The 201-nt window shown below is 71.6% G+C and carries 1 protein-coding gene; it reads left to right on the top strand.

What is annotated here, in order from left to right; all coding sequences use genetic code 11:
- Positions 1-201: hypothetical protein (locus tag G5A07_RS22225; protein ID WP_223107949.1), on the top strand; the 201-nt coding region annotated here is incomplete at both ends.

Genomic DNA, 201 nt, shown 5'->3' with positions numbered 1-201 from the left:
CTGCAGACCCCTCAGGGACTGGCTCCGGCCGGTGGCTTCGAAGCGCGCATGCGCGACCACCTGCAAAGCCTCGGCGACGCCCCGGACCTGCGCTGGCGCTTCGCCGAACTGCAACCGCCGCTGGACAGCGCCAACATGACTCAGGGCAACTGGCTGGCGATGCGCGACGCCATCGTCGCCGCGCTCGACGCCGGCCACGAC

The organism is Stenotrophomonas sp. AS012628 (assembly GCF_010608305.1).
Lineage (GTDB): Bacteria > Pseudomonadota > Gammaproteobacteria > Xanthomonadales > Xanthomonadaceae > Stenotrophomonas > Stenotrophomonas geniculata.
This window is presented reverse-complemented; position numbering and strand designations above follow the sequence as displayed.